A 24607-nucleotide genomic window follows, 5' to 3' on the forward strand; every position below is an offset into this window, starting at 1 on the left:
AAACTACCCAGCTTGTATTAACTTACAAGCTGGGTTTTTATTTGGATTTCTCCAGCCAGCGCTTTATGAATGGGGCATTTATTGGCAATTTCAATTAAGCGGTTTTTTTCTTCATCGCTCAGATTGCCTTGCAGTTGAATATCGCGCGTAAATATCTCAACATCATTCGCTCGCTCAATATCGATAGTCACAATCGCATTCTCTAAATTCATGGATTTGCGACCCGCATACATTTTTAATGTCATGCTAGTGCATGCCGCTAATGCCGCCCCCAAATATTCATGAGGTGTAGGTCCGGTATCTTGTCCACCATTACTCGCATAGGCATCTGATAAGAAATGTAACTCACCCGTGTGCAACTTCTGCTGCAATGGCCCATCACCAAATTGTGAAACAACTTTTCTCATACTGTCTCCGAAATTAGATTAATCATCATTTAGCAAAGCTTAACTCTTTGAGGATTTTGTTGGCTTCTCTGCGACCGGCAAGTTCGCCTGCTTCCAGGCGCTAAACCCACCTTCCAAATGGCTCACATGGGGAAGACCCATATCTTGTAATGTATTAGCAGCGAGAGCAGATCGCCAAGCCGAAGCACAATACAGAATAAAGCGCTTGTCCTCGCCAAAAATAGGTTTGTAATAGGGGCTATCTGGATCCACCCAAAACTCCAGCATCCCCCGAGGGGCATGCAAAGCGCCAGGAATCATTCCTTCACGCTCAAGCTCTCGAATATCCCGAATATCTACAAACACCACATTAGGATCTTGATGTAATTTTTGCGCTTGATTGAGCGCAATCGTCTCTATTTTCTCCATGGCACTATCAATGAGCGCTCTATATCCAATCTTTAATTTCACCACAATCTCCTAAAGTGACAATTCTCTTTATTGTTGGGTCACCTGCTAACATTCTCCTATGAACTTTACCCCGATAGAACTTGGTGCAAGCATTATTTTTGCAATAGCTGTTTTGCACACCTTTTGCACTAGTTATTTTGAATCATTAGCAAAGCATTCGCCCAGACACGCAGGACTTTGGCATCTTTTGGGGGAAGTCGAGATCGTATTTGGTTTTTGGGCTGCTGCTCTGATCATTTATATCTGCTTAGTGGGCGACTTGCATACCGCCAAGTCTTATTTAAATTCTCGGAACTTTACAGAACCCTTATTTGTATTTGCCATCATGATCGTGGCTGGTAGCAAACCAGTATTGCACTTTTCAACACAACTACTACATGCTTTAACTCGGGCATTACAGCGCTTACTTGGCATCAGAGGCGCTCCAGTACTGTATTTCCTAACACTTGGTTTAACCCCTCTTTTGGGGTCGTTAATAACCGAACCAGCAGCAATGACTTTGGCAGCATTCCTATTGCGTGACCTCGTCTATCGACATCAATGCTCTAAACCATTACTGTTTGGCACTCTTGGCGCGCTATTTGTCAACATTTCGATTGGTGGCACCCTGACTAATTTCGCAGCACCGCCAGTACTGATGGTTGCATCCACCTGGGAGTGGAGCTCAGCATTTATGTTTCATCATTTCGGCATTGAATCCTGTATTGCCATCTTCATTAACGCTTTAGTAGCAACGCTCTTATTCCATCGCCAAATTCAAGAGCCAACAACATCCGATCATCACACAAAAATTCCGTTGACCGTGATTGCAGTTCATCTACTGTTCTTGCTGGGAGTGGTGGTATTTGCTCACGACCCCATTATTTTTATATGGCTTCTCTTATTTTTTATTGGTTACACCACAGCTTACCCAAAATATCAGAGCCCACTCATATTAAAAGAGGCTTTGCTAGTTGGATTTTTCTTGGCTGGCTTGGTTGTCCTTGGAGGTCTTCAAGGCTGGTGGCTACAACCCATCCTCGAAATGATGAGCCCAACGGCTGTGTTCTATGGCAGCCTGGCTCTCACTGCAATTACCGACAATGCCGCTCTAACGTATTTGGGATCATTGGTAACGGGCACATCACTGGACTTCAAACTTGCACTGGTCGGCGGAGCTGTTGCTGGTGGCGGTCTTACGGTCATTGCAAATGCTCCAAATCCAGCAGGCATTGCCATACTGCGTAGCTACTTTCCTGGTGCCGCGGTCTCGGCACTCTATCTATTGATTGCTGCAATACCGCCCACGCTAGTAGCAATTGCCGTCTATCGACTACTTTAGGTCCAACAAAGCTATCCACAGTAAAATCTGAGCTTCGCCCCCAGCTATAAACCTGAGAACGGCATATGAAAAAGCTCTATATCAAAACCTTTGGTTGCCAAATGAACGAGTACGACTCGGGCAAAATGGCCGACCTTCTCCATGCCGATGAGGGTATGGAAATGACTAACTCCCCAGAAGATGCGGATGTTGTTCTTCTAAATACCTGCTCAATCAGAGAAAAAGCGGAAGACAAAGTCTTTTCTGACCTTGGTCGCCTAAGAGAGTTAAAAAAGACAAGACCTAATTTACTGATTGGAGTTGGTGGCTGCGTTGCCAGCCAAGAAGGTCAACAAATCGTCAGTCGCGCACCCTATGTCGATGTTGTCTTTGGCCCTCAAACTCTTCATCGCCTGACCGATCTGATTGCCGAACGTCGTAAAACAGGAATTCCTCAGGTTGACATTTCGTTTCCAGAAATTGAAAAGTTTGATCGCCTGCCAGCCTCACGACAAACGCGTGGATCTGCATATGTATCCATCATGGAGGGTTGCTCAAAATATTGCAGCTACTGTGTTGTTCCTTACACCCGAGGCGAGGAAGTATCGCGTCCATTTGATGATGTTCTGACTGAAGTTGCTGGACTTGCTGCGAATGGCGTTAAAGAAATTGTTTTACTAGGTCAGAATGTCAATGCTTACCGAGGGAAAATGGGTGATACCGCAGAGCTAGTTGACTTTGCATTACTCATTGAATACATTGCCGAGGTGCCGGGTGTTGAGCGCATTCGTTTTACCACTAGTCATCCGAAAGAATTTACACAGCGCTTAATTGATACGTATGCAAAAGCTCCGAAATTAGTAAGTCATCTACATTTACCCGTACAACATGGTTCAGATGCCATGCTATCGGCGATGAAACGAGGCTACACGGCACTTGAATATAAAAGCATTATTCGCAAAATGCGTGCTGTGCGACCCGACCTCACACTCTCTAGCGACTTTATTGTTGGCTTTCCAGGTGAAACCGATGCGGACTTTGAAAAACTCCTGAAGATGGTTCGTGAACTGCATTTCGATAACAGTTTTTGCTTCATCTTTAGTCCACGCCCTGGTACACCTGCAGCCAATCTAAGTGATACCACACCATATGAAGTGAAGTTAAAGCGTTTGCAAACATTGCTTGGTCTCGTTGAGGAACAAGCAAATCAAATCAGTCAAAAAATGTTGGGCAATATTGAAACTGTTTTAGTTGAAGGCCTAGCAAAAGATGGTGCAAACCTACAAGGTAGGGCTGAGAATAATCGCGTAGTCCACTTTGCCGCCCCCAGCGATGAGATTGAATCTCTCACAGGACAAATGGTTGATATTCAAATTACCGAAGTACTCAATTACACCCTCAGAGGTGAGATGGTAGAAGTGCATGCCAGCTAAATTAATGATTGATCTTCAGTTTGCTAGCCCAACTCTTGAGAGCGTTGTTGAAAAGACTGCTTCGGCAGCGCTAATCAAAAAATGGGTGAAAAGTACGGGCGCCAATTCAGGACTCATTACCCTTAGGTTTGTAAATGCTACCGAAGGTAAAAAGTTAAATGCAGCTTTTCGCCAAAAAGATTACGCTACGAATGTGCTGACTTTTCCGTATGAGCGTTCAAAGAATAGCCTCACAGCAGACATCATTTTTTGCTTGCCCGTCATTCAAAAAGAAGCAAAGGAACAAGGGAAAACATTGAAAGCCCATTTAGCGCACTTAATTATTCATGGATGTCTTCATGCCCAGGGTCTTGATCATGAAACCGATCGAGAAGCAAAAAAGATGGAAGCGCTGGAAATTAAACTTCTTAAAGTGCTCGGATTTGCTAATCCCTATTTAAATACATAATTTTCATTTGTCATCGTTCTACGCTATTCTTGCTATATGCCTGACCCCAAATCCCTTTTAGATCGCCTGGCTGATTTCTTATCGCCACAACCAACTAGCCCGAGCGAGCGTCGCCAAGAACTCATTGAAACGCTGCGCGAAGCCCAAATAGAGGGGCTAATTGATGATGATGCACTTTCCATGATTGAGGGCGTCTTTCAGGTGGGGCAATTGTGTGCGCGGGATATTTTGGTACCGCGAGCACAAATCGACTGGATTGACATCAATCTACCTTTATCGGAATTAATGAAGGTCGCAATTGAAGCGGCCCACTCCCGTTTCCCAGTCTTCGAAGGAACACGCGATAACGTGATTGGCATTCTGCTGGCTAAAGATTTATTACGTCATGCGACTGAAAAGGATTTTCAAATACGAGACTGGTTGCGACCTGCAGTATTTATTCCGGAATCTAAACGCTTAAGTGTTTTATTGCGTGACTTTAAAGACAATCGCAATCATTTGGCAATCGTAGTAGATGAATATGGTGGCGTAGCGGGCATTATTACGATTGAAGATGTCCTCGAGCAAATTGTTGGTGATATCGAAGATGAACACGATATTGACGAGGAAGCCGATAACATCATCGCTCTAGATAATGGCGACATTCGAGTTAAAGGCATCACTGAGCTTGAGCAATTTAACGATACCATTGGCACCCACTTTGCGATTGAAGATATTGATACTGTTGCAGGCCTTGTAATACAGCACCTAGGACGTGTTCCTAAAATAGGCGAACGCATCACTATTGATGGCATTGAATTTGAAGTACAACGTGCCGATCCACGACAAATACATGTGTTGTTAGCACGGCAATTAGCTCAAAAGATTGACTAGGGCACAACTTGCTCATCCCCCAATACATTACAAAACGTATTTCAGCATGGATCATGCTTCTTGGGCTTGGGGCACTTCTTGCTTTAGTTGCTGAACTACCCTACGGTGGCTGGCTGCAAATCCCAATCCTGAGTATCGTTTGGTGGAGGCTTCGCCTTGAGGTCCCTGAAACAGCAAAACGCTATTTTGGTCTGGGCCTTACCTTCGGTATTGGTTATTTCCTAGTCGGATTGTGGTGGTTGTACATCAGCATGCATGATGTTGGCGGCATGAACCCCATCCTCTCCGGGGTTGCCGTTTTACTTCTGTCACTCTACATGGCCATGTATTTTTCTGCGGCCACTTTCACTATTCGCTACTGCAAGCAAAGTCGCATCGCTGGCTTACTACTTGCAGCTAGTTGGGTAGTAATGGAATATTTGCGCGGCTATATCTTTACCGGCTTTCCTTGGATGGGGTTGGCAGAAAACCAATTCAATGGTCCTTTTGCGCTCATAGCACCAATCTTTGGCGGGCTTGCGTGCACATTCCTAGTGGTATGGACTTCATGGGAAATCCTAGCTCTGAGAGTGCGACCCTTCACCAGCATTATCACAATATTTGCAACAATCGCTCTCACTCAATTAGCCGGACAAGGCTCCTACACCAAACCTTTTGGCGAACCAATCAGCGTCCGTCTCATTCAGGGAAATTTTGAGCAAAGCCTCAAATTTAATCCTCAAGCAATTAGTCAACAGATTGATTTTTATGTTTCAGAAATTCAGAAACAGGCTGCTGATCTCATCATCATTCCTGAAACTGCTTTTCCTTGGCCACAAAATAATCTCCCATACGGCTTACTCAATTACCTACAAAATTATTCCAATACGAGCTTAAGCAATCTTTTGCTGGGCTTGGTGGGTGAAGCTCGCGGCGATCAAGAGATGCAATACACCAATCGCGCTATTGGCTTGTCGCCCAATACACAGCCGTATCAATACGATAAGGTTCATTTGGTTCCATTTGGTGAATTTATTCCTCCAGGCTTTCACTGGTTTATCAAAGCATTTAATGTTCCATTGAGTGACTTTGCACGAGGTAGTTTTGATCAAAAGCCCTTTAGGATTGAACGCAAGAATCAGGCGAGCGTAAATGCAACAATCACCATTTGCTATGAGGATGTCTTTGGCGATGAATTGGCTTTGCGCATACGACGCAGTCAAGAACCTGTTCACTTGCTCATCAATATGACTAACTTAGCTTGGTTTGGTGAATCACAAGCCCCGACTCAACAATTACGTCTTTCACAACTACGGTCGCTCGAAACAGGCTTACCCGCCATAAGAGCAACCAATACTGGGATTACCGCCGTCTTGGGATCAGATGGCAAAGTAATTCAAACCCTTCCGGAATTTACTCAAGCCACGCTCACCGTCACAATCCAGCCATACAGTGGTCAAACGCCCTATGTCAGATGGGGCAACCTGCCCATCCTCAGCCTTTCTGCGGCATTGCTAATCTGGGGCTTGATTCGTCATCGTCGTTTTTAAGCATTTTTAACTCTACAGCGAGCTAGCCATGTAAAATCAATGGCTTAGCCAGGTTAATCATGCTTACTTTTCAGCAAATCATTCTCAAACTTCAAGAATATTGGGACCAACAAGGTTGCGCCCTATTACAACCCATCGACCTAGAGGTTGGCGCAGGGACATCCCATACCGCGACCTTCTTAAGAGCAATTGGCCCAGAGCCATGGAAGGCTGCTTATGTGCAACCATCGCGTCGACCTAAAGACGGGCGCTATGGAGAAAACCCAAACCGCTTGCAACATTACTATCAATATCAAGTGGTTTTAAAGCCGGCTCCTGAAAATATTCTGGAATTGTATTTAGGATCTTTGGCAGCACTCGGTCTAGATCTCAAACAAAACGACATTCGTTTTGTTGAAGACGATTGGGAAAATCCAACCCTTGGCGCATGGGGCTTAGGCTGGGAAGTATGGCTGAATGGCATGGAAGTCACCCAGTTCACCTACTTTCAACAAGTAGGTGGCTTGGACTGTAAACCAGTCTTGGGCGAAATCACCTATGGCATTGAGCGTTTAGCGATGTACATCCAAAATTGCTCCAATGTTTATTATCTCGTTTGGGCAGATGGAATTTCTTATGGTGATGTTTATCACCAAAACGAAGTTGAGCAATCTTGCTACAACTTTGAACACTCAAATACAGAGTTGTTATTTGCGAACTTTGGAAACTACGAAAGTGAAGCAAAGCGCTTAATGGAAGTGCCTTTAGCCTTACCCGCTTACGAAATGGTTTTGAAAGCTGCGCACACTTTTAATCTCTTAGATGCTCGTGGCGCTATTTCAGTGACTGAGCGTGCTGCTTATATTGGACGCATTCGCAATCTATCTCGCGCAGTTGCGCAAGCGTACTTTGATTCCCGAGAAAAACTTGGCTTTCCTATGTGCCAACGCCAAACTAAGGCTTAAGAGCCTGACTGATTGAAATTACCGTCTTATCTATGAGCTCATCAAATTCAAACACTCCATCAGCAAGCTTGTTGATTGAAGTCTTTACCGAGGAATTACCGCCAAAGTCACTACGTCGTTTAGGTGAGGCCTTTAGCGAAGGAATTTTTGCAATCCTCAAAGCCGCTAATCTGACCACTGAAACTTCTGTTGTAACTGGGTTTGCAACACCGCGTCGCTTAGCAGTTCAAGTAAGCAATGTATTAAACCAAGCCCAAGATTACCCAGTAAGAGAAAAGCTCTTACCAACCAGCATTGCGTTTGATGCAGATGGCAAAGCAACAGCTCCTTTACTAAAAAAATTAGCTGCTCTTGGTTTTTCTGATGTTGACCTATCTGCCCTTGAAAAATCGGGTGAAGGTAAAAATGAAGCGCTTTACCTCAATGTAGTTGCGAAAGGTGCTTCACTTGAAAAGACTGCGCAAACTGCACTAGAACAAACATTGAACAAATTACCGATTGCCAAAATGATGCACTACCAAGTGCAACAAAAAAATGGCGAACTCAGCGATGTTCAGTTTGCGCGTCCAGCGCATCGTATTCTTGCGCTGCACGGCGATAAGACACTCAATATTCACAGTCTTGGCATTGATGCCGGCAATAAAACTGAGGGGCATCGCTTCTTGGCGCCTGGCGTCTTTACTATCAGTAATGCAGACCAATATGAAAGCGAACTGCAAAGCAAAGCAAAAATAATCCCTAGCTTTACCAAACGTCAGGAACAAATCAAAACAGCCTTACTGAAAGCGGCTGGGGATGATTTGGTTCTGATGCCTGATAGCCTTTTAGATGAGGTGACTTCACTCGTTGAATGGCCAGCCATTTATGAATGTCACTTTGACCCAGAATTTTTAGAAGTGCCGCAAGAATGTCTGATTCTTACAATGCAGACTAATCAAAAATACTTTGCGCTAACGGATAAGCAAGGCAAATTGCGCAATCGATTTTTAATCGTCTCGAATATTGAAACCGCTACGCCTGACGCAATCATTTCGGGTAATGAACGAGTGGTACGCCCCCGTTTATCGGATGCACGTTTCTTCTTCCAACAAGATCAAAAACGTCCATTAGCCTCTCGTGTGGCCGACCTTGGTAAGGTGGTCTATCACAATCAACTTGGGAACCAACTTGATCGTACTAAACGCGTACAAGGCATTGCTGTTGGGATCGCCAAGGAACTCAAAGCCGATGAAAAATTAGCTAGCCGCGCCGCAGAGATTGCCAAGACAGACTTACTCACCGACATGGTTGGTGAGTTCCCTGAATTACAAGGCATCATGGGAACTTACTACGCTAAGCATGATGGCGAAAATGCAGATGTAGCCTCAACATGTAGTGAGCACTATATGCCACGTTTTGCTGGTGACTCTCTGCCTCAAACCCAAACTGGAACGATACTAGCTATCGCCGATAAACTTGAGACACTGGTAGGAATCTGGGGTGTGGGACTTGCGCCAACTGGCGATAAAGATCCGTACGCCTTACGTCGCCATGCACTTGGTATTTGTCGACTACTGTTAGAAAAGAATCTTTCATTGAGCTTGCCAGAGTTAATTGAACTGGCACGCACGCAATTTACCCAGAAAGATGTTCAAGAAAAAGCCAAAACAGCTGATATCTACGAGTTCATCATCGATCGCCTGCGCGCTTATTTACGTGACCAGTCAATAGCGGGCAAACCATTTACTAGTGCTGAAATAGAGGCGGCCCTCAGCCAGTCTCCAGATCAAATCAATGATGTCATTGAACGTTTGACAGCCCTTCGTGAATTTAATGCATTACCTCAGGCAGCTCAGTTAGCCGCCGCCAATAAACGCATCAGCAACATCCTGAAAAAGACAACTACTGCCATTCCAGCAAACTGCTCAAGCAAACTTTTGCAAATTCCTGCTGAAATTGCTTTGCATCAAGCCCTCGAATCAGTTGCCCCAACACTCAATGCAGCTTATGAGAAACGTCAATACGTTGAGCTTTTACAGGCATTGGTTGCCTTGAGTGCGCCCATTGATCAGTTTTTTGCGGATGTCATGGTGATGGATCCCAATACTGAACTGCGGGATAACCGTTTAGCCCTATTGCAACAACTACACCAGAAAATGAACCTTGTTGCCGATCTCGGCAAATTAGCATGAGCGCCAGCTCTTCTAAACTCATTATTTTGGATCGCGATGGTGTGATCAATGAAGATCGTGATGACTACGTCAAATCAGTTGATGAATGGATTCCCATCCCGGGCAGTTTAGAGGCGATTGCATTACTTAACCAAGCCGGTTATCAAATCGCCATTGCCACCAATCAATCTGGATTGGCTAGGGGGTATTTCACCATCAATGAATTGCATGCCATGCATAGCAAGATGGATAAGCTTCTTAAGCCTCTAGGCGGCAATATTGATAGCATCTTTTTCTGCCCTCATACCGATGCGCATGCTTGCGATTGCAGGAAGCCCGCGCCAGGGCTGATGAAAGAGATCGCTTTACGCTACAAGAGAACAGATACGAAACAACCTTTATTGGGCGTTCCCATTGTTGGCGACTCCCTTCGAGATTTACAAGCAGGCGTAGTATTAGGAGCATCACCCCATTTAGTGCTTACTGGAAAAGGACAAAAAACTTTGGCTAAAGGCGAACTTCCAGAGGGCACACAAATTCATGCTGACCTGATGGCATTTGCGAATTCTTTACTAGCAAATAAGATTTAGGATATTTATGGTATTTCTACGGTCTACGATATTTACCCTCTTCTTATTGGTCTTCACGCCAATTTGGTCAGTGCTCTGCATGCTCGCCTTCCCCTTTCTAAGTCCAGAAAATCGCTATAACTTCATTGGGCTTTGGAACAAAGTAGTCATTTGGCTCTTGTGGCATCTCTGTGGCATTCATTATGAAATTCGGGGCATGGAAAACATGCGTGCCGTTTTAGATCAGCCTGTAGTTATTCTGAGCAAACATCAATCTGCTTACGAAACGATTGCTTACATAGCGCTACTGCCAAAACAACTTTGCTTTGTTTTTAAACGTGAACTGCTTTGGATCCCGTTTTTTGGCTGGGCTCTTGCCTTATTAAAAATGATCCACATTAATCGTGCCAATAAACAGACCGCAGCCCTATCAGTGGCCAGTCAAGGGCGCAAGCGCTTGAGTGAAGGCAAATGGATCATGCTATTTCCCGAAGGTACAAGGACTCCAAGAGGCTCTACCAATCCCTACCGAAAAGGTGGCGCAAGACTTGCGAGCGCTACTGGAGCTTTAGTGATTCCGATTGCACACAATGCCGGTATTTGCTGGCCAAAAAATAGCTTTCTCAAGCGCCCCGGTACTGTCATTTTCTCAATCGGTCCGGCCATTAATTCCGAGGGCAAATCGGGGGAAGAGTTACAACAAGAAGTTGAAGGCTGGATTGAAGCTGAAATGCGCTTGATAGACCCGAGCGCTTATAAGTAACTTGAAGAAAGTTAAGCGGCTAAGATCTTAGCCCATTCAATATAGCGATCCACTGAAATATCTTGAGCTCTGGCTTTAAGCTCCCCTTCAGAGAGCTTAAGCTTGCCAGCAAATGCTTGTAGATTAGTTCTCAGCATTTTTCTTCTTTGTGAAAAAGCAGCTGCGACTACCTGCTCCAAAGCAGTCCATTGAACATTATTTAAATTGAAGTCTTTTCTAGGGATCATTCGCACTACTGCTGAGTTCACCTTAGGCGCTGGCTCGAATGCCTCAGGAGGCACCTCAAGAACTAGCTCCATATCGTAGCGTGCCTGTAACATTACAGAAAGCCTGCTGAAATCAGAACTACCGGCCTGCGCCACCATGCGCTCAACTACTTCAGCCTGCAACATGAATACTTGTTCATCGATGCGTGAGGCCGCAGAAACCAAATGGAACAGCAAAGGCGATGAAATGTTGTATGGCAGATTGCCAACTACTTTGCATAAACCAGTTGCTGTAGGTTGCTGTGCCCACTCATTAAAATTAAACTTGAGAGCATCGCCTTCAATCACGGTTAATCCTTGAAGATTTTCGTGATTCCAGTAGGCTACTAAATCTCGATCAATTTCTAATAAATCAAGATGCGTAAGATTGCTCAGCAATGGCCTTGTTAGTGCGCCCAGACCTGGACCGATTTCAATGACATGCATATCTGAACTTGGGTTAATCAAACGCACAATGGCATGAATAACGCCCTGATCTTGTAAGAAATTCTGGCCGAAACGTTTACGCGCTCGATGCATTAGTTAACCAACTGCTTTTTTGTAAGCGCCATTTGATATGCCACACACATGGCTTCCAACATTGATCCAGAGTCAGCAATGCCCTTGCCGGCAATATCTAAAGCCGTCCCATGATCTACTGAGGTACGAATAATGGGCAAACCCAAGGTGATATTGACGCCACCCCCAAAAGTAACAAACTTAAATGGGGCTAAACCTTGATCGTGATACATGGCTATGAAAGCATCAACCTCTTCTAAAGCTTTGGGCTCGAACATAGTATCTCCAGGATACGGACCAGATACACGAATACCCATTTTTTTAGCGGCTTCAATTGCAGGAGAAATCACCTCAATTTCTTCTCGACCCAAATAACCAGATTCACCAGCGTGTGGATTTAATCCCGATACATGAATTACGGGCTTAGTGATCCCCATTTTTAATTGAAGATCTCGCTGCACAATTTGGATTGTGTCCAATATCAGCTCCCGACTTAATGAAGCAGGCACTTGTTGTAATGGCAAATGGGTTGTGACTAAAGCCACCCTAAAATCCCTGGACGAACTTAACCCTAAAAATCCTTTATCTAGGGTAGCACTCAACATCATCACTACATGGTTCACGCCACAACGTTGCGCGAGGTACTCTGTGTGCCCAGTAAAAGAGAGTCCGGCCTGATTAATAACACTTTTTTGAATAGGTGCCGTGACCATTGCATCAAACTGCTTCGCCAGACAACCATCAATTGCTCGATCCAAGAGCTGAATGACATAAGGTCCGTTTTGGGCATTTAATATACCCGGGGTTGCTGCAGCAATAAGTGGTACAGCTTCTACCTGGAGACGCTCAGCATTGAGGTCTTGAGTTACCTTATTTAAAAGGTTTTGATCCCCCAATAGGGTAATGCTCGCATTTGCTTGCTCAAGCAAAAATTGCTTAGCCGCAGCTATAGATACCTCAGGGCCTACGCCAGCAGGTTCACCAGTAGTAATAACGAGTTTAACGAGTGGCGCCAGTTGCTGCATCTTCAACGTTCAAGATTTTTACAGTTGCAGTGTCTCGTATTTCACGCAACCAATCCTGATAGGCTTGTTCAAACTTTCTTTCCCGAATAGCCGCACGTGCAAATTGGCGCTGCTTCTCAACAGTTAATTGGGCTTCACGACGCTCCAATACTTGAATTAAGTGCCAACCAAATTCTGTTTTTACGGGATTGCTCACTTCACCAATTTGTAAACGATTCATGGCTTGCTCAAATTCAGGAACCAAATCACCTGGGCCCATCCAACCCAAATTTCCACCATTTGGCACAGAACCATCTTCGGAATATTTTTTTGCCAAGTCACCAAAATCCGCAGTCTTTGCGCGAACCTGATCACGATATCCGGCTAAACGGCGCTCCGCATCTTGGTCGGTTAAACCCGGACGATTACGCAACAAAATATGGCGAGCCATTGTCTGCGTGATAGGAATATTTTGAGGGGTATTTGTCGTCGATGCTGCTGGCTCAGGCTGTTGAGAAGCCTGCCCAGCTGACATGGCCCGACGATCCATTACCTTGAGAACGTGATAACCAGCAGGGCTTTTCACAACCGCATTTGCTACTTGTCCACCGCCCGTATTGCGAATTGCTTCATAGAATAATTGCGGCAGTCGATCGGGGGAGCGATAACCTAAATCCTGAAATTTAATCTTCGGATTTTCTTTTGCAGCCATAGCGCCTAGCTGCATAAAATCCGCATCTCCTTTTGCATCACGCAAAAGTTGATCTGCTTTTCTTTTTGCATCCGCTTGCGCGCCTACACCGGCAGAAGTATCTACCGGGATAAAAATTTGGGCCACGTCAATTTCTTCTGGCTCCCCCTTGGCTGCGGGTGCAGAGCGAGGTGCAGCACCACCAGTCGACCGGGTTCTCTCGGCAATAAAGTTATCAATCTCTGCATCCGAAATCTTAATCTTCGCCTCAACTTCTCGCTCTCGATAACGGCTTAATACAACGTCATCACGCAATAGCTGCTTATAACGGTCGAAAGTGCTTCCTGATGCAACTATTTTTGCCTTAAATTCAGCGACGCTAATTTTATTTTTTTCTGCAATATCGGCAATGATCTTGTCTAGCTCTTTATTAGTAACCGTAACGCCTTCTTGCTCAGCATTTTGTAATTGAATTTTTTCAATAATTAAACGCTCTAAGATCACCTTTCGCAAAGAACCATCGTCTGGCAATTTAGCGCCCTGCTTTTTGAGTGCTGCGATTCGATCATCAATATCTTTGCGAGTGACATAACCTGTATTGACTACTGCAGCCACGCCATCAATATTGCGAATTTTGCTATCGCTTGATGTGGACGTTTTGGATGCATCTTGTGCGCCCACCACCCCAGCAAATAAAAATGCGCTGACAAAAATGGAGCAACGAACTATTTTTTTCAAACTGAACCTACAAAGCATCATTGGTAATTCTCATATATGGATGGAGGGATAGGCTTAGAAGTCGGCATATACCCAGGTACATTTAACTTCATGATATCAACTGGATTGCTTCCTGCACTAGCAAAACCCCTAAATTCGACTTGGAACAAGACTTGGGTGGTCGTAATGAGGGATGTATTCACTGCCTGGGAATAAGCGCCTCGGAAAGTCCAACAGTCTCTTGTCCACTCTAGGCCGACTAAAGTATTTAAAGTCTTGGTTGTTAAAGCATCGTAGCCCCAACGACCCAATACTGAAACTTCGCGCGTCAGTGGCCATTGACCAGAAATATTGTACTGATCGGTAGTTGTTGCTGCAGGTGTTGCCAGTTGATTATTTTGTGCGGACGCCTGGATTGGTGGCGACCATACATTACGGTAACCAAAGTTCAAACTTCTACCAACCGTAGGACGCCAACTTGCACCAACTGTTGTTTGCACAAAACGATTCAATTGGGTGTTGTACTGCCCAAACATATCTGCACTAAAGTTGCCAAGCAGTCGAACTGAAGCGGAACCTAAAGTATCTGAGTAGGTTGTAGGGCTGGCAATATTTCCGTTTAAGCCTACTTTTTGTCCTGTAAATTGTTGCTTCTGAGCTAAAGTCACATTCGCGCGCTCTGCACCCGTATTTGACTCAATCATGCGACTAGTTAAACCCAAGGTCGCAGCATTCGTATCAGCAACACGATCGTTGCCGATAAAGGTATTGGCTGTAAAAATTTGTGACACACCAAAACCAGCATCAGCAGTATCAAATACAGGTGTATTGGCCTGACTTTGATATGGCGTGTATGCGTAGAACGCTCTTGGTTCCATTGTTAGCAACATATCGCGACCAAAGAAACCATGAAGCTCTTTGGCATCTCTTTCAAATGCCAAACCAGAATCCAAACTAAATGTCGGTATCGTGAAACCTTGAACAGCCGCAGGACTTGTGCCAGTAAAGGCTGCTGGATTAGCTGTTGCATTGTAAGTGTTCGACTGAAAACTCACTGTAGGTGTAATGTAATAACCAGGCGTAATTTGTGGCAGTGATAATCCAGCCTTCACTACAGTTCGATCTGCCTGTGTGTATGCGCCTGGTGGCGGTGCATTAAAGTTACTTCCCAATGCGTAAGCGAAACGCGTGTAGTCTGCAGAGAAGGTGGTCTTCGGTCCTGTTGGCAAAGCTAAATATCGTCCACTTGCATCTGATACCACGGGACTAAGCTGACTGTTGTAAGCAGCGGTGATATTAGGCAATACGTTGTAAGGCGCCTGCACTAAATTATTAGGATCTGGCTGCAATGTTTGAAAAGTGGCCGCTTTAGCACCAACCATCCAGTTACTTAGTTCACCAGTTAACTGCTTAGATGTTCCAAGCTCCTGACGAAACTGACTGGTAACCTGACCTGCAATGCTTTGTGAAAAGTTCGTTGGATACAAGCTATCAGAGACGCGCGACATATTGGCATAACCACTCCAAGACCCAGGTAATGGTGCACCACCTGGACCAACACCTCCTGCGAATATCTGACGTTGTTGCCAATCGTACTTCCAACGGTTTGTGCCAGTTTGTTTATCGTAAGGAAGATACTCACCTGTAGCAACACCAGAATATTCTTTTTCAAGAAAACGATAAGAAGCACCCAACATAAAACCACGATGATTCATCTCGCGAGGCAATAGCAATAGATCACGATTCGGAGCGATGTTTACATAGTATGGCGCTGTGATATCTAGGCCATTGTTGGAGTTATAACCAACAACTGGTGCCAGCAAACCAGTCCTGCGTTCACCTGAGGTTGGTGCTGTGAAATAAGGCACGTAGGCGATTGGTACATTAAAGAAACGCATCACGCCATTAGTGCCAACCATTTCTTTTTGCTCATTATCAATTTCCAGACTGCTCGCCGTGAAATACCAATCCATATTCTCTGGAGTACATGTCGTGTATGTCGCTCGATCAAATACAAAGATGTCTGAGTTTTCGATCGTTAACTTATTGGCTGTGCCATTTCCACGCGTATCTCTGAGTTCATAAGATGGTGTTTCCATGAAACCTTCGCGTGCATCTACTTTAAATTGACCCTTTGGTCCTTTAAAAGTGGTATTTCCTTTTGACAGTTCAGCATTACCAATTAAGTCAGCAATATCGGTATCGGGGTTATAGGTAATCTCATCAGCTTTTAATGCAGCGCCATTACGGCGAATTTGCGCACGGCCTTTTAAATGCATATCACGCTCAACAACACCATCAATCACATCACTGGAAGTGAATGTGAGAGCTTCACCATCAGAGATTGGCTTGCCTACACGTAGTTGATCATCAAGCTTGAGTACGGTGACATTTCCACGGTCTGGCAAGAGCGTGAAATTCTGTGTAGCTTGCGAAACTGGTGGCAATGCCGCTGGCGCCTGAGCATGTCCCAAAAGCGAAACTGGAAGCAATACCACCCCCATCAGTATGCGCAGGGTTATGGCTAAAAAAAGAGGGGCGCAAAAGCCGGCGCGACGGCGATAATGACTCATGGATCCAGACCGCCTTATTATACGAATCGACCATGACTGACTCTCGCTTAAACACCCTAAAAAACTGGCTAAAAGCCCTCCAGGCTAACTGGCAATTAGATCTCGACACTTTGGCCCCAGCCTCTGCGGATGCCAGCTTTCGACGTTATTTCCGCATTCAGTCCCAAAATCCGAAATTTGGGAGTCTCATCATCATGGATGCCCCGCCCCAGCATGAACCTCTAGACGCATTCATTCAGGTTGATTTACTGCTTTCAGATGCGGGATTAAATGTGCCAAAAATCTTAGAGCAAAATGCTACTGAAGGGTTTTTGTTACTAAACGATCTTGGCAATCAAACCTATCTTGCAGCACTAAATGATCAAACTGCAAACGCACTTTATCAAGACGCAACGCATGCATTAATACAAATGCAAATGGCAAGTAAGCCTGACATCCTGCCAAATTATGATGAAGCACTATTACAACGAGAATTAGATTTATTTCCTGACTGGTATCTCAAAGCGCATCTTCAAATTGAACTTACTGATATCCAAAAGCAACAACTCAAAAATGCGTTTGCATTGATCATCGAAAACAATTTGGCACAAGCTAAAGTCTATGTACATCGCGATTACCATTCGCGCAATTTGATGGTTACATCTGAGCATAACCCCGGTGTACTGGACTTTCAGGATGCGGTGTATGGACCAATCACTTACGATGCTGCATCGCTTTGGCGTGATGCCTATGTATCCTGGCCAGAAGAGCGCGTCATCGATTGGGTCATTAAATTCTGGGAGCAAGGTCGCAAAGCAGGGCTAGCAATGCCCGATGACTTTGGACACTTCTACCGCGATTTTGAATGGATGGGCTTGCAGCGCCACCTTAAGGTTCTTGGTATCTTTGCGAGACTATTTCATCGTGACGGCAAAGATGGTTACTTAAAAGACATTCCATTGGTTTTGGAATACGCTATTGCAGCTGCCAATCGCTATATAGAACTGAAACCATTAGCACGTATTTTGGAATCCACCAGAACTACTAAGTAACTAAACTTAGCCTCAATGAATCGACGCACATCACTTCCCTGTTTTTTGCTTGCCGCTGGCAGGGGGGAACGCATGCGTCCGCTTACCGATAATTTGCCAAAGCCTTTACTAACGATACAAAATAAATCTTTACTTGCATGGCACCTGGAGGCACTTGCAAAAGCTGGCATTGAAGCGGTGGTGATTAATCACGCATGGCTTGGCCACAAAATTGAGACAGCTTTGGGCAGCGGAGATCAATTTGGTCTCAAAATCCAATACTCCCCGGAAGAGACTGCCCTCGAAACCGCTGGAGGCATTGCAAAAGCACTGCCTCTACTTGAGGTAGAAGATTATTTCCTAGTCATTAATGGAGATGTATTTTGCCCAAACCTACCAATCAATAAAATCCTAGAGCAAGTTGGTAGGCTTAAAGGGCAAGCCAATCCAGTATTGGCACACCTACTGATGGTGCCAAACCCCACCCAACATCCTGACGGGGATTTTTACCTCCAAGGCAATCAGGTAAGCACTCAAAAGCTACCTGATTCAGAAAAGTTAACCTTTTCTGGAATTGGCATCTACCACAAAGATCTTTTCCAAAATATTGAGATTGGTAGCCCGGCAAAATTAGCGCCGCTATTACGAGCGGCAATGGACCAAAATAAAGTATCTGGTGAAAAATATCTGGGACCATGGCACGATGTAGGTACGCCACAACGCTTACAAGAACTCAATGCAGCATATGAATAAAACGGATATCTATCAGCATCGCAGAAACGCTTTAGCGAAGCATATTTTTGCCAAAACTGGCGGTGGTATTGCCGTTATCTCTACTGCACCAGAGCTTGCACGTAACCGTGACAGTGATTTTCCTTATCGCCATGACAGTGACTTTTTTTATTTAACGGGCTTTGAAGAGCCGGGCGCTACCTTAGTCATGAAAGTCAGTGGTAGCGGTACATCATGCGCCGTTGAGTCTCACTTATTCTGCAGACCTAAAGATCTTGAACGTGAAATCTGGGACGGCATTCGTTTGGGGCCTGAATCAGCGCCCAAAGTATTAGGAATTGAGTTTGCTCATAGCAATCTCGATCTTGATCAAAAGCTTGGCGAACTTCTAGCGGATCAAACTGCGATATATATGCGACTCGCTGAAAGCAAGGAAGCTGATGCGCAACTCAGACGCTGGATGAAACAAGTGCGAGCTCAAGCACGGAGCGGCATAAATCCACCATCCGAGTTGCACGATATTGAAGTGCTTATTCATGAAATGCGTTTATTCAAAGATGTGCATGAGATTGACATCATGCGTCGTGCAGCTGCTATCTCTGCTCGTGCTCATATTCGTGCGATGCAAATCTGCAAACCAGGTATGCGCGAGTACCAGCTTGAGGCTGAACTGCTCCATGAATTCCGTAACAGTGGTGCACAAAGCGTGGCATATAACAGTATTGTTGCTGGTGGCGCAAACTCTTGCATCCTTCACTATCAAGCAGGTTCTACCGAATTACGTAGTGGCGAGCTTTGCCTAATAGATGCAGGATGCGAATTAGATGGTTACGCCTCAGATATCACTCGCACCTTTCCAGTTAATGGGAAATTTACTGGTCCACAACGCGCTCTTTACGACATCACCCTTGCCGCCCAAGAGGCAGCAATTTCCATGACCAAACCTGGCAACACTTTCATGCAACCTCATGAGGCCGCAGTTAAAGTCTTAACACAAGGTTTATTGGATGAGAAGTTAATCAAACTGAGTGATGTGGGCTCTTTAGATAATGCGATTGAATCGGGCGCCTATAGACGTTTTTATATGCACCGCACCTCTCATTGGTTGGGTATGGATGTACATGATGTGGGCTCTTATAGAGAAGAAATTTCTCAATCTCAAGCAGAAAAACCATGGCGCATTCTGAAGAGCGGCATGGTCATCACCATTGAGCCTGGTCTTTACATTAGGCCAGCCGATGATATTGATGAGGCCTATTGGAATATTGGTATTCGCATTGAAGATGATGCGGTGATTAACGAATCAGGCTGTGAACTCATTTCTCGTGGAGTCCCAGTGAAGGCCGACGAGATTGAAGCGCTAATGAAGCGCTAGTTATTTCCATTAGATCTATGAGCACCCATTCTTGCGATATCGTGATTCAAGGTGGCGGCCCCGTTGGGCTCGCTTGCGCTGTTTGGATATTGCAGAAGCTTCCTCAAGCAAAACTGACTCTAATCGATCGCAACCCCATTAATGATGCCGACTTAAAAGCAGGCGACAGTCGCGGGATTGCTCTTTCTCATGGAAGCAAGTTACTGCTCGATACGATTCATGCCTGGCCCAAAGATGGCGCTGAAATTCATCGAGTTCATGTTTCACAAGCAGGTCGTTTTGGTAGAGCCTTAATGACCCGAGAAGAACTCAATCAAAATGCACTCGGGCATATCGTTCGTTATCACGATATTCATATGGCCTTACGCCAAGCCTTAAGAACCATTCAAGAAAAAAGCCCTCATTTTGATTGGCAACATATTACTGGTGATGGCGCATTCGAAGCCACTCAAGCGAAGTGTGTCGTGCATGCCGAAGGTGGTCTGTTTAAACAACAAGATTGGGTTGAGTCTGGAAAAGATTATGGGCAATCCGCCCTAGTTGGCCTTATCGAAGTAGAAAAGGCTGAGCCCCACCAAGCCTGGGAACGCTTCACCCCAGAAGGTCCACTAGCCATCTTGCCAAGTCATTATGGGTCCAATACCTTGAATCTCGTATGGTGCGGATCTCCAGAATCTTCACAGCATCGCCTACAACTCAGTGATGCAGAGTTTTTGATTTCTTTGCAAAATGAATTCGGCTCTCGCGTTGGTAGATTTCTAAAAGTGCAAGACCGTCGTTTATACGAATTAGGTTTGAACTATCGTAAAGAAATTATCCAAGACACTGAAGTCTGGATTGGTAATGCTGCACAAACGCTTCACCCCGTAGCAGGGCAAGGTCTGAATCTTGGATTAAGAGACGCTTTTTTGCTTGCAGAAAAACTATGTCGTGTTTTTGCAGGCCCTCCTGAAGAACAAAACCCAAGGCAAATTCATCAAGCGCTAGAAGAGTATGCGCAAAGTCGTAAGGCGGATAGAACAGCAACCATTGGCCTGACAGATTTCATGGCTAGAGTTTTCACTTCAAATTTGACGCCAATTGTCATTGCTCGCGGACTAGCTTTATCAGCGCTTCAATGGCTCCCTCCAGTCAAAACAGCCTTAGCTCGGCAGATGATGTTTGGAAGGCGCTAGGAGGCTCCTAAAGCCCCTTAAAAGCCTTTAATTCTTGGCTTGATACCGCTTTATCATCTGCTTAAAAAATAGGCAGATTAGAGGCTAAATGTGCTAAAGTGTCATGCTTTCCGCAACACACATAAATACTTTTTCAGCCCCAAACCCCAATAGATGAAGATTGGCCCTCACACCCTTGCAAATCGACTATTTGTCGCCCCAATGGCCGGGGTTACAGATCGCCCATTTAGGCAGCTTTGCAAAACCTTAGGGGCTGGATACGCGGTTTCAGAAATGGTGGCATCTAATGCTTTGCTTTGGAAGAGTGAAAAGACACAACGTCGCGCAAATCACCAAGGCGAATTCAAGCCAATTGCCGTTCAAATTGCCGGCGCAGATCCTGCGATGATGGCTGCCGCTGCAAAAGTAAACGTCGATCATGGTGCCCAAATTATCGATATCAACATGGGGTGTCCAGCAAAGAAAGTGTGTAACGTTGCTGCGGGATCTGCACTCTTGCGTGATGAACCGCTAGTCAAAACTATTTTGGAAGCCGTAGTGAATGCAGTAGGCGTTGGCCCAGATGCGATACCGGTCACATTAAAAATTCGCACGGGATGGGATCGCGATCATAAAAATGCATTAGAGATCGCTCATATTGCAGAACAGTCTGGCATCTCTATGCTGACTGTTCATGGTCGCACACGTGCTGATCTTTATCATGGTGAAGCAGAGTACGACACCATTCAAGCCGTAAAAAATAGCGTCAAGATTCCTGTGGTTGCCAATGGGGATATTGATAGCCCCGAAAAAGCCGTCCGCGTCCTAAAAACCACTGGTGCCGATGCCATCATGATTGGTCGTGCCGCACAGGGGCGCCCTTGGATTTTCCGGGAAATACAGCACTACTTGAATACGGGTGAAAAATTACCCATACCCGAAATTAATGAAATTCAAGGCATCATGAATGCTCACCTCCTAGATCATTACGAGTTCTACGGTGAGCACATTGGTTTAAGAACAGCCCGTAAGCACATAGGCTGGTACTGCAAAGGCCTCAGAAACTCACACGCATTTCGTCAGCGCATGAACACTGCTGATGACTGCAAAACACAGCTGCAAATGGTGAATGATTATTTTGTTGAAATGAAATCTCACTCAGATCGCCTGCTCTTTTTAGAAGCAGCTTAATTTATTCACTTTTTCTAATTTTTTTATTCTTATCTTTATTTTTTAGTTTTTTCTGATTTTTATGAGCAATAAGCATCCAATTACCGAATGTATTGAAACCCACTTACAAGGCTACCTAAATGACCTCAAGGGAACCGCTCCGACTGATGTCTATCAAATGGTACTAGCAGTAGTAGAAAAGCCAATGCTGGAACTTGTAATGCGTCATGCAAAACAAAACCAATCTCTTGCAGCACAGTACCTCGGCATTAACCGTAACACCTTGCATAAAAAATTGGTTGAACATCAATTACTCAAATAATTTGAATTTTGATCAATCCCCTTTAGCCATTGATTCAATAACATTTAAAAATATGATCCGCACAGCACTCCTCTCCGTCTCCGATAAAAATGGCATCGTGCCCTTTGCTAAAGCCCTACACGATCAAGGCATCAAACTCATTTCAACTGGTGGCACCGCTAAATTATTGGCAGAGAATCAATTACCAGTGGTCGAAGTTTCCTCCTTGACTAAATTTCCAGAGATGCTTGATGGACGCGTCAAAACTCTACACCCAATGGTGCATGGCGGTTTACTGGCACGCAGAGATTTTCCTGATCACATGGCTGCACTTAAAGAACATGGGATCGATACCATCGATATGTTGGTAATTAATCTCTATCCTTTTAATGAAACCGTTGCCAAAGAAAATTGTTCTTTTGAAGATGCAGTTGAAAACATCGATATTGGCGGTCCAGCGATGTTGCGTGCAGCAGCTAAAAATCATCAGGATGTCACTGTGCTGATTTCACCCGAAGATTACGCGCCCGTTCTAGCGGAGATGAAAGCAAACAACAATGCCGTCTCTTATAAAACCAACTTGAGTCTCGCTAAAAAAGTATTCGCACATACAGCTCAATACGATGGTGCTATTGCCAACTACCTATCTGCATTGGGTGATGATTTGGATCACAAAGCGCGTTCAGCCTATCCAGAAACCCTGCATCTTGCCTTCGAAAAAGTGCAAGAGATGCGCTATGGCGAGAACCCACATCAATCAGCCGCTTTTTATAAAGATATCCATCCTGTTGCTGGCGCACTCGCTAATTACAAGCAACTTCAAGGCAAAGAGTTGTCTTATAACAATATTGCTGATGCAGACTCTGCTTGGGAATGCGTGAAAAGCTTTACTGGCAATGCCAGCGGTGCCGCAGCCTGCGTCATCATTAAGCATGCCAATCCTTGTGGCGTTGCAGTTGGTGCAAATGCTCTTGAAGCCTACCAAAAGGCATTTAAAACAGATCCAAGCTCAGCTTTCGGTGGAATTATTGCTTTCAATGTGCCATGTGATGGTGTAGCCGCTGAAGCAATTTCAAAACAATTTGTTGAGGTGTTAATTGCACCTAGCTTTAGCGAAGAAGCAAAAGCTATTTTTGCAGCCAAGCAAAATGTTCGCCTCCTTGAAATTCCACTGGGCAATGTATTTAATACTTATGACTTCAAACGTGTTGGCGGCGGATTATTAGTCCAATCACCTGACGCAAAAAATGTCTTACAAAATGAAATGCGCGTAGTTAGTAAGAGACAGCCAACTCCTAGCGAAATGAATGACATGATGTTTGCATGGCGCGTTGCTAAATTTGTTAAATCTAATGCGATTGTGTATTGCGCTAACGGTATGACTCTAGGTATTGGTGCAGGCCAAATGAGCCGCGTAGACTCTGCGCGCATGGCAAGCATCAAAGCGGAAAATGCTGGTCTCAGTCTCAAAGGCTCAGCGGTGGCTAGCGATGCATTCTTCCCATTTCGTGATGGTCTAGATGTTGTAGTGAATGGTGGTGCCAGCTGCGCAATTCAGCCAGGCGGCAGCATGCGCGATGAAGAAATCATCGCTGCTGCTGATGAGCATGGGATTGCCATGATCTTTACTGGCACACGACACTTCCGTCACTAAGCTTTCAGAGAAAATAGGCTAATCAATATTCATGCGTTGGATTGGAATTGACCCGGGTCTACGTACTACTGGTTTTGGCGTCATTGATGTTGATGGCCAAAAACTCACTTACGTAGCCTCTGGGACTATTGAGAGTGGAGACCCCGCTAAGGGCTTACCGGATCGACTAGGAACTCTCTATCAGGGCGTAAAAGAGGTTTTGGATACCTATCATCCAGAATCTGCCGCGATTGAAGAAGTCTTCCTCAACGTCAACCCTCGCTCCACTCTGATGCTGGGCCAAGCCAGGGGTGCAGTGATTGCTGCCTTGGTCTCTGCAAATTTACCGGTATCCGAGTTCAGTGCATTGAGAGTGAAGCAAGCAATTGTTGGCACAGGTCGAGCAGCAAAACCTCAGGTACAAGAGATGGTCAAGCGCTTGCTTAGACTGAGTCGCGCACCCGGTAGCGATGCATCCGATGCACTAGGGGTCGCGATTTGCGCAGCTCATCACGCACAAGTCCCTAAGGCAATCACGTCTGCCTTAACACCCAAAAACCCCAAGCGCTAAGAGTTGCATAGACGATGTTTAAGCGCATTACAGGTTAAGATTCTCA

At 45.1% G+C, this 24607-nt stretch carries 23 protein-coding genes; 17 read left to right on the forward strand and 6 right to left on the reverse strand.

Annotation, left to right across the window (positions count from 1 at the left end):
* Positions 1 to 17 precede the first annotated feature (17 nt).
* Both IC571_RS09375 and IC571_RS09380 read right to left on the reverse strand, forming a co-directional pair.
* Positions 18 to 407, reverse strand: coding sequence for an OsmC family protein (locus IC571_RS09375; RefSeq protein ID WP_215316272.1), 390 nt, complete (start codon positions 405 to 407; stop codon positions 18 to 20).
* A 39-nt stretch (positions 408 to 446) separates the two neighbouring features.
* A complete protein-coding gene (locus IC571_RS09380) occupies positions 447 to 857 on the reverse strand; it encodes a rhodanese-like domain-containing protein (RefSeq protein WP_215316274.1) in 411 nt (136 codons plus the stop codon).
* A gap of 58 nt (positions 858 to 915) precedes the next feature.
* On the opposite strand from IC571_RS09380, the gene IC571_RS09385 reads away from it, so the two are divergent.
* From IC571_RS09385 to IC571_RS09425, 9 genes are all read left to right on the forward strand, one after another.
* A complete protein-coding gene (locus tag IC571_RS09385; protein ID WP_215316276.1) occupies positions 916 to 2178 on the forward strand; it encodes a putative Na+/H+ antiporter in 1263 nt (420 codons plus the stop codon).
* Positions 2179 to 2243: 65 nt separating this feature from the next.
* Complete coding sequence (gene miaB / locus IC571_RS09390) at positions 2244 to 3590, forward strand: tRNA (N6-isopentenyl adenosine(37)-C2)-methylthiotransferase MiaB (RefSeq protein ID WP_215316278.1); 1347 nt, start codon at positions 2244 to 2246, stop codon at positions 3588 to 3590.
* Positions 3580 to 4038, forward strand: coding sequence for an rRNA maturation RNase YbeY (gene ybeY, locus IC571_RS09395; RefSeq protein ID WP_215316280.1), 459 nt, complete (start codon positions 3580 to 3582; stop codon positions 4036 to 4038). Before miaB ends, ybeY begins: the two co-directional genes overlap by 11 nt.
* 36 nt (positions 4039 to 4074) lie before the next feature.
* A complete protein-coding gene (locus IC571_RS09400; protein ID WP_215316282.1) occupies positions 4075 to 4911 on the forward strand; it encodes an HlyC/CorC family transporter in 837 nt (278 codons plus the stop codon).
* An 8-nt stretch (positions 4912 to 4919) separates the two neighbouring features.
* Positions 4920 to 6440, forward strand: a complete 1521-nt coding sequence (gene lnt / locus IC571_RS09405) for an apolipoprotein N-acyltransferase (protein WP_251373362.1) — start codon at positions 4920 to 4922, stop codon at positions 6438 to 6440.
* Positions 6441 to 6499: 59 nt separating this feature from the next.
* The gene (gene glyQ, locus IC571_RS09410) at positions 6500 to 7384 is read left to right on the forward strand and encodes a glycine--tRNA ligase subunit alpha (RefSeq protein ID WP_215316284.1); all 885 of its coding nucleotides are present in this window, start codon (positions 6500 to 6502) and stop codon (positions 7382 to 7384) included.
* 32 nt (positions 7385 to 7416) lie between these two features.
* Positions 7417 to 9555 (forward strand): glycine--tRNA ligase subunit beta, encoded by a 2139-nt coding sequence (glyS, locus tag IC571_RS09415; RefSeq protein ID WP_215316286.1) that lies wholly within the window; start codon positions 7417 to 7419, stop codon positions 9553 to 9555.
* Positions 9552 to 10124 carry a D-glycero-beta-D-manno-heptose 1,7-bisphosphate 7-phosphatase gene (gene gmhB, locus IC571_RS09420; protein WP_215316288.1) on the forward strand — a complete coding sequence of 191 codons (573 nt, stop codon included), beginning with the start codon at positions 9552 to 9554 and terminating at the stop codon, positions 10122 to 10124. The genes glyS and gmhB overlap by 4 nt, the downstream gene beginning before the upstream one ends.
* Positions 10125 to 10131: 7 nt before the next feature.
* The gene (locus tag IC571_RS09425) at positions 10132 to 10866 is read left to right on the forward strand and encodes a 1-acyl-sn-glycerol-3-phosphate acyltransferase (RefSeq protein WP_215316289.1); all 735 of its coding nucleotides are present in this window, start codon (positions 10132 to 10134) and stop codon (positions 10864 to 10866) included.
* Between the two features lie 11 nt (positions 10867 to 10877).
* On the opposite strand, the gene rsmA is transcribed toward IC571_RS09425, so the two are convergent.
* From rsmA to IC571_RS09445, 4 genes are read right to left on the reverse strand one after another with little or no spacing between them, the layout of a single operon-like run.
* On the reverse strand, positions 10878 to 11651 hold the full coding sequence (gene rsmA, locus IC571_RS09430; RefSeq protein WP_215316292.1) for a 16S rRNA (adenine(1518)-N(6)/adenine(1519)-N(6))-dimethyltransferase RsmA: 774 nt from the start codon (positions 11649 to 11651) through the stop codon (positions 10878 to 10880).
* Positions 11651 to 12655, reverse strand: coding sequence for a 4-hydroxythreonine-4-phosphate dehydrogenase PdxA (pdxA, locus tag IC571_RS09435; RefSeq protein WP_215316294.1), 1005 nt, complete (start codon positions 12653 to 12655; stop codon positions 11651 to 11653). The genes rsmA and pdxA overlap by 1 nt, the downstream gene beginning before the upstream one ends.
* A complete protein-coding gene (locus tag IC571_RS09440; protein ID WP_251373365.1) occupies positions 12630 to 14063 on the reverse strand; it encodes a peptidylprolyl isomerase in 1434 nt (477 codons plus the stop codon). The genes pdxA and IC571_RS09440 overlap by 26 nt, the downstream gene beginning before the upstream one ends.
* A gap of 17 nt (positions 14064 to 14080) precedes the next feature.
* Complete coding sequence (locus IC571_RS09445; protein WP_215316300.1) at positions 14081 to 16615, reverse strand: LPS-assembly protein LptD; 2535 nt, start codon at positions 16613 to 16615, stop codon at positions 14081 to 14083.
* Positions 16616 to 16647: 32 nt separating this feature from the next.
* Between IC571_RS09445 and IC571_RS09450 the strand changes: the two genes are divergently transcribed.
* From IC571_RS09450 to ruvC, 8 genes are all read left to right on the forward strand, one after another.
* Positions 16648 to 17646, forward strand: a complete 999-nt coding sequence (locus tag IC571_RS09450; RefSeq protein WP_215316302.1) for an aminoglycoside phosphotransferase family protein — start codon at positions 16648 to 16650, stop codon at positions 17644 to 17646.
* Positions 17647 to 17718: 72 nt separating this feature from the next.
* Complete coding sequence (gene murU, locus IC571_RS09455) at positions 17719 to 18378, forward strand: N-acetylmuramate alpha-1-phosphate uridylyltransferase MurU (RefSeq protein WP_251373369.1); 660 nt, start codon at positions 17719 to 17721, stop codon at positions 18376 to 18378.
* Complete coding sequence (gene pepP, locus IC571_RS09460; protein ID WP_215316306.1) at positions 18371 to 19732, forward strand: Xaa-Pro aminopeptidase; 1362 nt, start codon at positions 18371 to 18373, stop codon at positions 19730 to 19732. Before murU ends, pepP begins: the two co-directional genes overlap by 8 nt.
* Before the next feature lie 17 nt (positions 19733 to 19749).
* A complete protein-coding gene (locus IC571_RS09465) occupies positions 19750 to 20907 on the forward strand; it encodes an FAD-dependent monooxygenase (RefSeq protein WP_215316308.1) in 1158 nt (385 codons plus the stop codon).
* A gap of 153 nt (positions 20908 to 21060) precedes the next feature.
* Positions 21061 to 22077: a tRNA dihydrouridine synthase DusB gene (dusB, locus tag IC571_RS09470; RefSeq protein WP_215316309.1), complete on the forward strand. Its 1017-nt coding sequence runs from the start codon at positions 21061 to 21063 to the stop codon at positions 22075 to 22077.
* Between the two features lie 61 nt (positions 22078 to 22138).
* Positions 22139 to 22378: a helix-turn-helix domain-containing protein gene (locus IC571_RS09475; protein ID WP_215316311.1), complete on the forward strand. Its 240-nt coding sequence runs from the start codon at positions 22139 to 22141 to the stop codon at positions 22376 to 22378.
* A gap of 52 nt (positions 22379 to 22430) precedes the next feature.
* On the forward strand, positions 22431 to 24011 hold the full coding sequence (purH, locus tag IC571_RS09480) for a bifunctional phosphoribosylaminoimidazolecarboxamide formyltransferase/IMP cyclohydrolase (RefSeq protein WP_215316313.1): 1581 nt from the start codon (positions 22431 to 22433) through the stop codon (positions 24009 to 24011).
* Positions 24012 to 24042: 31 nt separating this feature from the next.
* The gene (ruvC, locus tag IC571_RS09485; RefSeq protein ID WP_215316315.1) at positions 24043 to 24561 is read left to right on the forward strand and encodes a crossover junction endodeoxyribonuclease RuvC; all 519 of its coding nucleotides are present in this window, start codon (positions 24043 to 24045) and stop codon (positions 24559 to 24561) included.
* Positions 24562 to 24607 lie beyond the last annotated feature (46 nt).

The organism is Polynucleobacter sp. MWH-UH2A, from assembly GCF_018687195.1.
In the GTDB taxonomy this organism is placed as follows: domain Bacteria; phylum Pseudomonadota; class Gammaproteobacteria; order Burkholderiales; family Burkholderiaceae; genus Polynucleobacter.

Coding starts and splice junctions, on each gene's coding strand:
- IC571_RS09375 (WP_215316272.1), bottom strand. CDS start 407: ATGAGAAAAGTTGTTTCACAATTTGGTGATGGGCCATTGCAGCAGAAG.
- IC571_RS09385 (WP_215316276.1), top strand. CDS start 916: ATGAACTTTACCCCGATAGAACTTGGTGCAAGCATTATTTTTGCAATA.
- miaB (WP_215316278.1), top strand. CDS start 2,244: ATGAAAAAGCTCTATATCAAAACCTTTGGTTGCCAAATGAACGAGTAC.
- ybeY (WP_215316280.1), top strand. CDS start 3,580: ATGCCAGCTAAATTAATGATTGATCTTCAGTTTGCTAGCCCAACTCTT.
- IC571_RS09400 (WP_215316282.1), top strand. CDS start 4,075: ATGCCTGACCCCAAATCCCTTTTAGATCGCCTGGCTGATTTCTTATCG.
- glyQ (WP_215316284.1), top strand. CDS start 6,500: ATGCTTACTTTTCAGCAAATCATTCTCAAACTTCAAGAATATTGGGAC.
- glyS (WP_215316286.1), top strand. CDS start 7,417: ATGAGCTCATCAAATTCAAACACTCCATCAGCAAGCTTGTTGATTGAA.
- gmhB (WP_215316288.1), top strand. CDS start 9,552: ATGAGCGCCAGCTCTTCTAAACTCATTATTTTGGATCGCGATGGTGTG.
- IC571_RS09425 (WP_215316289.1), top strand. CDS start 10,132: ATGGTATTTCTACGGTCTACGATATTTACCCTCTTCTTATTGGTCTTC.
- rsmA (WP_215316292.1), bottom strand. CDS start 11,651: ATGCATCGAGCGCGTAAACGTTTCGGCCAGAATTTCTTACAAGATCAG.
- pdxA (WP_215316294.1), bottom strand. CDS start 12,655: ATGCAGCAACTGGCGCCACTCGTTAAACTCGTTATTACTACTGGTGAA.
- IC571_RS09445 (WP_215316300.1), bottom strand. CDS start 16,615: ATGAGTCATTATCGCCGTCGCGCCGGCTTTTGCGCCCCTCTTTTTTTA.
- IC571_RS09450 (WP_215316302.1), top strand. CDS start 16,648: ATGACTGACTCTCGCTTAAACACCCTAAAAAACTGGCTAAAAGCCCTC.
- murU (WP_251373369.1), top strand. CDS start 17,719: ATGCGTCCGCTTACCGATAATTTGCCAAAGCCTTTACTAACGATACAA.
- pepP (WP_215316306.1), top strand. CDS start 18,371: ATGAATAAAACGGATATCTATCAGCATCGCAGAAACGCTTTAGCGAAG.
- IC571_RS09465 (WP_215316308.1), top strand. CDS start 19,750: ATGAGCACCCATTCTTGCGATATCGTGATTCAAGGTGGCGGCCCCGTT.
- dusB (WP_215316309.1), top strand. CDS start 21,061: ATGAAGATTGGCCCTCACACCCTTGCAAATCGACTATTTGTCGCCCCA.
- IC571_RS09475 (WP_215316311.1), top strand. CDS start 22,139: ATGAGCAATAAGCATCCAATTACCGAATGTATTGAAACCCACTTACAA.
- purH (WP_215316313.1), top strand. CDS start 22,431: ATGATCCGCACAGCACTCCTCTCCGTCTCCGATAAAAATGGCATCGTG.
- ruvC (WP_215316315.1), top strand. CDS start 24,043: ATGCGTTGGATTGGAATTGACCCGGGTCTACGTACTACTGGTTTTGGC.